Source organism: Paenibacillus sp. BIHB 4019, from assembly GCF_002741035.1.
Classification (GTDB): domain Bacteria; phylum Bacillota; class Bacilli; order Paenibacillales; family Paenibacillaceae; genus Pristimantibacillus.
In genome coordinates this window covers 5,902,994-5,914,852 of record NZ_CP016808.1, presented here as the reverse complement: position 1 = coordinate 5,914,852, position 11,859 = coordinate 5,902,994, and the positions used below count along the sequence as shown (strand labels likewise).

The following is an 11,859-nucleotide window of genomic DNA, read 5'->3' as shown; positions in this document are numbered from 1 at the left end:
GAATATGGATAAGGCGTACAAATATTTGGTGCAGGGTGTTCAGGATAAAAAGATAGACCGGCAGGTAGCCATTGATTTAATTAAGCTGCTCGAAACAGAAGCCGTAACGGATGCGGGTGATATCGCCATTATCGGCATGGCTGCCAAACTCCCGTCTGCAAGCACGATAGAGGAATTTTGGGACGTGGTCGAGAGCGGTGTTGATTGCATTACCGGCTTTCCAGATACGCGCAGCGGCGATATTAGCCGCTACCTTCGATTCAAGGGGGTGCCCGAGGAGGAAATCCGTTATAACAAAAGCGCTTATTTGCCAGAAATCGATAAATTTGATTATAAGTTTTTTAAGCTTTCCCCGCGTGAAGCAAGCTTGATGGACCCGTGCCAGAGAATGTTTCTGGAGACAAGCTGGCAGGCTGTTGAGGATGCAGGCTACGGAGGAAGCAGGCTGGAGGGCTCGAAGACAGGCGTGTTTGTCGGCTATGCCAGCAATTATAGGGACATGTACGCCAAAATGATTGAGGACATTGATCCGACTGCTCTTTCGATAGGTTTGGTTGGCAACTTGAACGCCGTCATCTCGGGCAGAATTTCTTATTTGCTCGATTTGAAGGGGACTAGCATGGTCATTGATACAGCTTGCTCCTCATCGCTTGTCGCGATAGATTCGGCCTGCCAGGCGCTGCGCAGCCGCACTTGCGAAATGGCCATTGCTGGCGGCATCAACATTAATACGGTGCCGCTCAGCAAAGATTATATGCAAACGGGCATAGAATCGACCGACGGGGTGTCAAGAACGTTCGACAACCATTCTAACGGTTCTGGAGTAGGGGAAGGCATTGGCGCAATCGTTCTCAAGCCGCTGAAAGATGCCTTAAGAGATAAGGATGCCATCTATGCGGTCATTAAAGGGAGCGCCACCAATCAGGATGGCAGGTCCGCAGGACTTACCGCGCCAAACCCGCAAGCGCAGACGGACGTTATTTTGCAGGCGTGGGAAAATGCTGGCATTGATCCGGAAACAATTGCTTATATTGAGACTCACGGAACGGGAACCAATTTGGGTGATCCGATTGAAATTCAAGGTATTCATTCGGCTTTCCGCAAGCATACGAGCAAAAAGCAGTTTTGCGCAGTCAGCTCCGTGAAAACGAATATTGGCCATTTAAGCGAGGCCGCTGGCATCGTAAGCGTTATAAAAGCCGTGATGGCTTTGCGGACGAAGCAGCTGCCGCCTTCGATTCATTTTAATCATCCGAACCGGTCGATACCGTTTGAAGACTCGCCGGTGTATGTAAGCGCAAAGCTGCGTGCTTGGGAAACGGATGGAGCGCCGCGCAGATGCGGTGTAAGTGCCTTCGGCATTAGTGGAACGAATTGCCATGTCGTGTTGGAGGAGGCGCCAGCTCAAGCAGCTTCTGCACAGGAATCGGGGATACCCCATCTGTTTACGTTATCTGCCAAGTCAGAACAGGTGCTGCTTGAATTAATTCATCTTTACTCGGAATTTTTGGCGCATAATAGCCAGCTGAATTTAGATGAAATTTGCTATACCGCGAATTCGGGCAGAGGCCATTACTCGCACCGATTAGCGCTGCTTCCGACAAGCGTAGCGGATTTGCGGGACAAGCTGCTCAGCGCTCGTCTTGATGAAGCCGAAGGCGCAGCCTATTACGGGGTTCATCGGCTCATCGATTCCGCGAAGGAAGCGCTTGAAGCAAACGATCTGCCTACAAAGGAACAAGATCGGTTAAGCGCAGAAGCGGCGATGTTGATAGCTGCTTACTGGGCTGAGCCGGATGCGTCCAGCAGCTTAATCGAGCAAGTAGCACAGCTGTATGTCAAAGGGGCAGATGTGGACTGGGAAATGCTGGCTGGAGAAGTGAAGCCCTCCAAGATTTCGCTTCCTGCTTACCCTTTCGAGCGAAGCAGATGCTGGATGGATGCGCCGCTGCAGCAGCCAGTACAATCCTTGGCGGAAGAAGCAGAGCGTGGTCTATTCTACGGGTTTAATTGGAGAGCAGAAGCGCTGTCAGAGGATGCGGACCACGCACCAATGGCCGATGTGCTCCTTATCGAGGACGAAGCCCGTTCCCCATTCGTGCAGTCGATGATTGACAAGCTGCGGGCACAAGGGCGGAATGTCATCGTTGCTTCCCTTGGGCATCGCTTCAAGCGGCATGACGATTTCCGCTATACGCTTGCCAACCGTGAGGACGATTATGACAAGCTCATGGCTGACTTGGTGGGACGTCCCGTTACCCATATTTTGCATATGAGCGGACTTTCCGAAAATGCAGCTCCCGAAACGCTGGAAGAGCTGGAGCAAACCCAGCAGTACGGGATATACAGTCTGCTCTATTTAACAAGGTCCATCATGAGGCATGATCCGAGGTCCAAACGGCATATGCTGCTGTTTACGAAGCTGCTGCATGCAGCAACGGGGCGGGAAGCTGAATTAAGCCCAGAATGGGCAACGCTCGTTGGGTTAGGGAAGGTTATTCCACAGGAGTTTGCGCAAATCGTATGCAAAGCGATTGATGTTGATGATTTCACGCCAGTGGACGCCATATGGCCGGAATTGGAGCATTTTACGAAGCAATATCATGTGGCTTATCGAGAAGGCTTCCGGCATACGGAGGAGTACGGCCCGATTGATCCGCTCAAGCTTGAAGAAGCCGAAACAGCCATTCACGATACTGGCGTATACCTCATAACAGGCGGCACCGGAGGCATTGGGCTTGAAAACGCCAAGTATTTGGCTTCCAAGGCGAATGTAAATATGGCCCTAGTGAACCGTTCCCAGCTTCCTCCGAAGGAGGAGTGGGCAGCTGTTGTTGCAGGCGGCGAGGACGAGGATACGATTCGTAAAATACAAAAGCTTCAGGAAATTGAAGCGATGGGCGGCCGTATTACGCTTCATAGCGTGGACATAGCGGACTATGCAGCAATGGCGGCGCTAATCGGCGGGCTGAGAGAGAAGTTTGGACGAATACATGGCGTCATTCATGGCGCTGGCATAGCTGGTGCGGGTTATTTGTTCAAGAAGGATTTGAACATTTTCAAAAACGTGCTGGAGCCGAAAGTGGCGGGAACCTGGATATTGGACAGGCTTACCCGGCAAGACCAACCCGACTTTTTCATTATGCACTCCTCTGGCGTTTCGATGGTTGGGGAGGCTGGACAAGGCGACTACGTTTCCGGGAACGCTTATTTGGACGCTTTTGCTGCCTACAGGAGAAAGCAGGAGCGCCATGCGCTGGCGTTAAACTGGGTTTCCTGGAAGGAGGCGGGCATGTCCGTCCGCTTCGGCATCAACGTCGATTCCTTCTATAAGGCGCTGCCTACCGTGCAAGCGATTGAAAGCATGGATACGGCGCTGCAGCGGAATATGACGAGGGTGCTCATCGGAGAAATGAATGAAAGTCCGGAATATTTGTCCTTGCTTTTGGCGTTTCCATTTCACTTAACCGAAGAGCTGAATGATCGGGTCAGCCGGTTGTTGAACGGCAATACCGAGCAGGAAGGGCATATAATCATCTCCAATGGAAATTATGATGCCGCCATGCTCGACCAGGGCAGACTCATTATTTTACCGAAAGGCAGCAGCCCTGTAAGCAACAGCACAAAACCTTCGAAAGCCGCGCTTCGGGGCAAGCAGGGTGATGGCTATAATGCGGTCGAGCAGGAGGTGGCCAACATTTTCAGCACCATTCTTGGCTATCCGGAAATTGACATTCATGATACTTTGTTCGAGCTCGGCGGGGACTCGCTGCTGCTGATGAGAATTCATAAATTGATTGACACGGAATATCCGGGCAAGGTGACGATTACCGACATGTTCGAGTTTCCTTCCGTCCAGCGGCTAGCGCAGCATATTAACAAAGAGGAGCAGGAGCAGCAGTTGGTTGCTGCAGCCAAGGACGTTCGCCAGGAAGCAAGAGACATATTCGGAAAGCTTGCAGAGGGCAATATGAGTCTGGAAGAAGCTATTCACGTGATTGAAGATCTGTAGGAAAAGGGGAAAACCGTGCAGAACAATATTTTTACATTTATCGTGAATCAGACGACAAGCGGCAACATCGACAAGGAAACGGCTGTCGAGATGATTGCCATGCTGAAGCAGGGCGGAGCGAAGGTAGAGGATGACATCGCCATTATCGGCATGTCTGCGAGACTTCCAGGCTCCCGGGATATCCATGAATACTGGAGCAATATTGAAAATGGGATTGACACCGTCAAGCAAATTCCGCAAAACCGGAGAAATGACACCGACGATTATATCAAATTTAAGCAGCTTGACAAGGATAAAATCATTTATCCCGAATATGGCTATTTGGAGGATATTGACGGCTTTGACTATGAGTTTTTCCGCATGTCGCCAAGGGAAGCGAGCTTGACCGACCCGCATCAGCGTATTTTTCTGGAACAGGCGTGGAAGGCGATTGAGGATGCCGGCTACGGTGGCGATAAACTGACAGGCAGCAAAACCGGCGTTTATCTCGGCTATACGCAAAGCCCGAAGGATCTATATTGCAAAATGATTATGGATATCGATCCGACGCTAATACCGATTGCAACGGTGGGCAATATGCAGGCGATGGCGGCAACCCGCATTTCCTATTTGTTAAATTTGAAAGGGCCTGCGCTTGTTGTAGATACAGCCTGCTCGTCTGCTTTAGTAGCCATTGAGCTTGCTTGCCAAGCGATTAAGCAAGGACAATGCGACCAGGCTATCGCTGGCGGAATTAAGCTGAATATTATTCCAGTCGATGACGAGAACATTCGCATCGGCATTGAGTCGGGCGATTGGAGAACCCGGGCGTTCGACGATACGGCCGACGGCTCCGGCGTCGGCGAAGGGGCAGGAGCGTTGCTGCTCAAGCCTTTGAAGAAGGCGCTTAAAGATGGCGATCATATTTATGCCGTCATTAAAGGCAATGCAGCCAATCATGACGGCCAGACCGCAGGCATTACCGTGCCGAATCCGGCATCGCAAACCTCTGTCATCCAGCAGGCGTGGGAGGAAGCGAACATCGACCCGGAGACGCTTGACTATATTGAAACACATGGAACTGGCACGATTCTCGGTGACCCGATTGAAATTAGGGGCATTGAAGGCGCCTTTAAAAAATATACGAACAAGAAGCAGTTTTGCGCAATCAGCTCTGTCAAGACGAATATCGGACATTTAAGCGAGGCGGCAGGCATCGCGAGCATTGTCAAAATGGCGCTGTCGCTGAAATACAAGAAGCTGCCGCCAACGATTTATTTTCAAAAGCCCCATTCTTCAATCGCCTTCACGGATTCGCCTTTGTATGTCAATACGAAGCTTCGTGATTGGGAAACGGACGGGCATCCAAGAAGGGGCGGAGTGAGCGGTTTTGGCATGAGCGGCACCAACTGCCATCTCGTGTTGGAGGAAGCGCCGGAGCAAGTGGCTGCAGAGCTTGCATCTGCGGGGCCAGAGGTGTTTACGCTTTCGGCGAGAAGCAGTAAAGCGCTGCGGGAGCTGCTGCAGCTTTACGACGCATATTTGCAGCAAAGCGGAGGGAAATGTTCGCTTTCCAATATATGCTACACAGCTAATACGGGCCGCAGTACGTATGCTTACCGCCTGGCGCTAATGGCTGCGGATTTGGACGATTTGCATGTTAAAATCCGTGCTTGCCTGGAAACCGATCTGGAGTCTTTCACGGCCCCTTGGGCTTACTATGGAGTTCACCGGGTAGCACGAGCCAACGCCGCGCCGAAACTAGGCGAAATCGATGAGCAGGAAAAGCGCCGACTTGGCAGCGAGGCAGAACAGCATTTGGAGAGCTGGATTGCATCTGGAAAATCGGATGAGCAGACGCTGCCTTTGCTTTGCTCCGCTTATGCAAGCGGCGGCGATGTGAGCTGGAGCGGGCTTTATGAAGGAGAACGGAGGCAGCGCGTTAGCCTGCCGACCTATGCCCTGCAAAATTCGCGGTGCTGGCTGGAGTTTCCCGAGCTGGAAACGCCAGCAGAAGCACAGGAGGATGGCTTCTACTTCGCGCCTGTATGGACGCCAGAGGAGCGTTCGTCCCAAACCGGAGCAAATTTGGCTGGCACTGTCCTGCTCCTTGGCGGAAGAAGCGATAGCCATAAGCAAATCGCTGAAGGCTTGGAGGCAGCATGTGCACGAGAGCAGAGGGCTATTATTAATGTCTCGCTAGGCGAGGAATACATCCAGCACCATGCCGGTGCTTATACGATCCGCAACATGCAGGACGATTATATTAGACTTTTCGAAGACATTGGAGCCGATACGCTAGGGCAGATCGTTCATATGCTCCATTTGGAACATATCGCTCCTATCAACAGCGTAGAGCAGCTGGATGAGAGCCAAAAACACGGCTTATACAGTCTTTTCTATCTATATAAGGCTTGGCTTCATACGAACGGAAAGCAGCCGCTTGACGTTGCTCTTCTAACAGACAATGCCCAAGAGGTGAGCGGTGTGGAAACGCTCATTCGCCCGGAACACGCAACCGCGATTGGCTTCGGCAAGGTTGTGACGAAGGAGCATCCGCCGTTCAATGTCCGAAGCATTGATTTGGATCAGGATACGGATGCGGTGCAGCTAAATGAGGAGATTATGTATGGCGCAGGATCATCGCCGTATGGGGTCGCTTTCCGCGCAAATGCCCGTTACGTGGAGCAATTTGCCCAAATGGATCTTGATCGCATCGCGGATGAGCCTGTAACGATTAAGGAGCAGGGCGTATACATCATAACGGGAGGAACAGGAGGAATCGGTCTTGAGGTTGCAAAGTCGCTAGCTGCAAATGCCTCTTCCATTAATCTGATCCTCGTGAACCGATCGGCGCTGCCTGAGCGGGAACGCTGGGATGCGATTGTCCAGACCGGGACGGATCTGCTGTTAATCAGCAAAATTAACGCCATTCGCGAGTTGGAAGCAGCCGGAGCACAGATCAAGCTGTATCAGGCAAACATTTCTGATGAGCAGGAGCTTAGAGCAATGCTTTCGGAAGTTCGCAGCGTGTATGGAAAAATTGACGGTATCGTTCACAGCGCGGGCGTGGCTATCGACCAGCTGCTGAAGGACAAGCAGGAAAACGTCATACGCGACGTACTGCTGCCTAAAGTAAACGGAACGTGGCTTCTGAACAAATGTACGGAAGATGATCAACTCGATTTCTTCGCCATGTTCTCATCCGTCGCTACCATATATTACGGTTCGACCCAAAGCGATTATGTGGCAGCTAATGCTTATATGGACTCATTCACTCATTATCGGAGCAAGCTGGGCAAGAAGACGCTGACGATTAACTGGACGACGTGGAAGGAAACCGGCATGGCGAAAAATAGCGGCGTGGCGGTGAGCACCATCTTCCAGACGCTTCCAACGGCCAGTGGCATTGAAGGGTTTACCGCATTGCTGAACAAGCAAAGCCGCCGAGCGTTAATCGGCAGCTTCAACTATGACCGGTTGGGCATTTTATTGCTGGAAAAAGCGACGGTCAGGCTGTCAGAGCCGCTTCAGCGCAAACTCGATTATCATAAGCAGCAGCTTGCGAGCGCTGGCTCCACTTCCAATAAGGCTGCGAAGCCGAAGGGAGCGGCAAAGAGCGGTGAGGTGCAGCTGACTGGCCGTGACGGGGCGGCATACAACGAAACCGAAAAAACGATTGCCGCCGTTTGCCAAAATGCGCTCGGTTATGCCGAAATCGACATTAACGACAACTTCTTCGAGCTTGGAGCCGACTCCATATTGCTGATGCGCATCCATGCGGAGCTGGATAAACGCTACACCGGCTTGTTATCGGTTGCGGACATGTTCGAGCATTCAACGATTTCCAAGCTGGCGGAATATATCGTAGAGCAGGATACGGAGAGCAGCATGCCTCAGCAGACGATCGCCGCGCGTGAAGCTTTGTCAACAGACAGCGATATTGCAGTAATCGGCATGTCATTCCAGTTCCCGAAGGCGAGCACGAACGAGGAATTTTGGGGTGCGCTGCAGGCTGGCGTTGATAACGGCAGCGGCTATCCGGATGTTAGAAGAAAGGATATGGAAAAATACGTTGCCTTCAAAGGTTGGCCGCTCAATGCGGTCGATTACGAGATGGGCAGTTATTTGGACGAAATAGACAAGTTCGACTATCGCTTTTTCCGAATGTCTCCGAAGGAGGCGAGCACGACTGATCCGAACCATCGCTTATTTTTACAGACAGCATGGCATGCCATCGAAGATGCCGGCTACGGAGGCAAAAAGATTTATGGCACGAAAACGGGGGTTTATCTCGGGTTTGCGTCCAATATGGTCTATTTCCACCGCATTATTAGCGAGGTAGAGCCGCAGTCGGAAGGCGCTTCGCTAGTTGGCAATACGGCTTCGGTAGCGACAGGCAGAGTTTCCTATCTGTTCGATTTGAAAGGCCCGAGCGTCGTTGTTGATACGGCTTGTTCTTCCTCCTTGACCTCCGTGCATTTGGCTTGCAAATCAATACGCATGGGCGACTGCGAAATGGCGATTGCCGGCGGGGTAAGGCTGAACATGATGCCTATTTTCCGCAAAGGCTCGCCAAGAGGCATCGGCATGGAGTCGACAGACGGCAAAACAAGGGCGTTTGACGAGCTCTCCGAAGGGACGGGAACAGGCGAAGGGGTTGGGGCGATACTGCTTAAGCCGCTTCAGAAGGCGATAGAGGACAGGGATAATATTTACGCTGTCATCAAGGGAAGCGCATCGAACCAAGATGGAAGCTCCGCTGGGTTGACCGCGCCGAACCCGGCTGCTCAGGAGGAAGTGATTATTCAGGCATGGGAAGATGCTGCGATTGATCCTGAAACGGTTACGTACATTGAAACGCATGGAACGGGCACCCAGTTGGGAGACCCGATCGAAATTCAGGGTATCCAGCGCGCTTTTAAACGGTATACCCAGAAGAAACAATTTTGCGCGGTCGGATCTTCAAAAACGAATTTAACGCATTTATCAGAGGCTGCGGGTATTGCGGGCGTCATTAAAGCGGTTTTGACGCTCAAAAACAAAGAGCTGCCGCCAAATCTGTATTTTAACCGTCCGAACCGAAAAATCGACTTTATGAACTCGCCAGTGTATGTCAATGCAACCCGCAAATTGTGGGAGCCGGAAGGCCATCCGCGCAGATGCGGTGTAAGCGGCTTTGGCATGAGCGGAACGAACTGCCATGTCGTTATGGAAGAGTATTTGGGCGCTGAAACCTTGCAGCTGCAAGGCGAAGAGGAGCTTAGTCAACGTCCGCAGCTGTTTACGCTCTCCGCACTGACGGATACCGCACTTCGGCGCCTCGTCAGCCAGTACAAATCGAAGCGTTTTGGCGACGGTACGGCGGCTGCCTTCCGCAACGCCTGCTATACCGCAAACACTGGACGCGGCCACTACGCGCACAGGCTGGTACTTATCGTAAACGATGCGGAGGATTTCAACCGGAAGCTCGCGGAAGTGGACGAATACGGTTTCGAAAACGTACAACAGCCTTGGTTGTTCTACGGCTTCCATAAAATCGTCTCGGAAACGAAAGCGAAAAAATCCGACGGCGAAATTACAGAGAGCCAGCGGATAAGCATGACGAAGCAGTTCGGACAATTGGTCGACGGTTATGTAGATGGGGAACGCACTGATGCCAGCAGCCTGCCGAACATTTGCGAGCTTTACGTACAAGGAGTCGAAACCGATTGGGAACCTTTCTACTTCGGTGAAGAGCTGCATCGAATCAGCCTCCCAACCTATCCGTTCGAAAGAGAGCGCTGCTGGGTTGAGATACCTGAATACGAACAGGCTGTGACTGAAGTAACGGCTGGCGGCTTGTATTACGGGGGGCAGTGGGTAAGACAGGAGCAGCTGATGGCAGAGCAGATAAGCCAGGCCGGACCCGTGCTTATCTTTATGGATGAGAAGGGCTTGGGACAATCGCTCGCTGCTGAGTGGAACCGGAGAGGAACCAAGACCGTTCAAGTTTATTTGCGAAAGCAATATGCCAAGCTCGATGACGGCAGCTATCACGTAAGCGGTACAGTAGACGATTATGTGTTGCTGCTGAAGGATAACAAGGGCACAACGTGGAGCAAAATCATCCATCTGTTCAGCATCGTGCCGGAAGGCATGGCGGTCAACTGGAACGGCTTTAATGAAACGCAGTATCGAGGCGTATACAGCCTGTTTTATCTATCCAAAGCGGTAGCCCAAGTCGGATTAAGCGCTGTAACCGATACGGTTATCATTTCTGATTATGTCGATGTTGTAAGCGGCCGCGAATCCCGGGTCAATCCGTGGAATGCACCGCTTCTGGCACTCGGAAAATCCGCAAGGCAAGAGCTGCCGAGCATGCTGTGCCGCGCTATTGATATCGATGAAGCAACGAATTTGGATACGATTATACGCGAAATAGGGGCAGCACCGTCGTATTATATTGTCGCTTTTCGCGACAATGAGCGCTATGCCGAAATTTTCAAGGAATACCGCGTGCAAGAGGCAAATGAGCAGCCGATCGAGGTCAGAGAAGAAGGGATCTATCTCATTACAGGCGGGACAGGCGGCATGGGCATTGAGACAGCCAAATATTTGGCGGCGAGAAAGAAAGTCAATATTGCGCTCATTAACCGTACGCCTTTGCCGGACAAAGCAACATGGGATGATATGATCGACCGCAACAGCAGAACCGACCGCAAGGCTATCCAAAGAATAAAAGCGGTACGTGAAATTGAAGCAATGGGTGCCCATGTTGAATGCTACAGTCTCGATATCGCTAATATGCAGCAAATGGAAGAGTTGGTCGGCGGGCTACGCGCACGTTATGGACGCATTAATGGCATTGTCCATGGCGCTGGTGTAGGCGGAGATGGCTTCCTTTATTTGAAAGAAGAGCAGGTGTTCAACGAGGTTGTTCATCCGAAGGTATTCGGAACGTGGATTCTCGACAAGCTGACCGAGCAGGATCGGCCTGATTTCTTCCTGATGTTCTCCTCTATGAGCTCGCGTTTCGCAGTGCCGGGGCAAGGGGATTACTGTGCAGCTAATACGTTTTTGGATGCATTTGCAAAATACAAAACGTTGAATCAGCAAAAAGCGCTGTCCATCAACTGGGTCGCGTGGAAGGAAACCGGTATGGCGGTGGAGTTCGGCGTCAATGCAGACGGCGCCTTCAAGGCACTTCCTACAGCAGTGGCCATGCGCGGTTTGGAAGAAGCTTTGAACCGGAGCGTATCGAACGTTTTAATTGGGGAGCTCAACTACGGCTCGGATCTGCTGTGGGAGCTCGGTCTCGTTCCGCAGCTGCTGGATGCGCCGATTGATGCTGCCATAACGGGGTCCCAGAAACGGTGGGAGGCCAGGCAGCTGGCTTCGCAAAGACGCTTCGAGGGCGAAATCAAGCTTACGGGAAAAGACGGCGATTACACCGATCTGGAAACGAAGCTGGCGGAAATCTATTGCCAGGTTCTTGGCTTTAATGAAATCGACATGGACGATAATTTCTTCGAGCTTGGCGGCGACTCGATTTTGCTTGGCAGAGTTCACGCTTCACTGGAAAAGCATTATCCGGGCAAGGTCAGGTTGCTGGATTTGTTTGAATATACTTCCGTCAGCAAGCTGCAGCAGTATATGCGGGAGGATGAAGAGGAGCAGGAGGCAACAGGAACAGAAGCTCTGGAACATCTTGCGTACGACCGCGAGATGTCGCAAGTATTGCAGCAGGTAAGTGCAGGCGCCAGCCTGGAGGAAGATACGAAGCGGCTAATGGAGGAACTGGGCAATGGCACACTATCCATTGAACAAGCGATTGACCAGTTGACGAAAACCGGACAGAACAGCAGCGATACAAGGAAAAAGTAATT

The 11,859-nt window shown here is 51.7% G+C and carries 2 protein-coding genes; both read left to right on the top strand.

The window, feature by feature from the left end; genetic code table 11:
- The first annotated feature begins 4 nt into the window (after window positions 1–4).
- Window positions 5–4,012, top strand: coding sequence for a type I polyketide synthase (locus tag BBD42_RS25615; RefSeq protein ID WP_172455626.1), 4,008 nt, complete (start codon window positions 5–7; stop codon window positions 4,010–4,012).
- A 15-nt stretch (window positions 4,013–4,027) separates the two neighbouring features.
- Window positions 4,028–11,857: an SDR family NAD(P)-dependent oxidoreductase gene (locus BBD42_RS25610; RefSeq protein ID WP_099520466.1), complete on the top strand. Its 7,830-nt coding sequence runs from the start codon at window positions 4,028–4,030 to the stop codon at window positions 11,855–11,857.
- The last annotated feature ends 2 nt before the right edge of the window (window positions 11,858–11,859 follow it).

Coding starts and splice junctions, on each gene's coding strand:
- BBD42_RS25615 (WP_172455626.1), top strand. CDS start 5: ATGGATAAGGCGTACAAATATTTGGTGCAGGGTGTTCAGGATAAAAAG.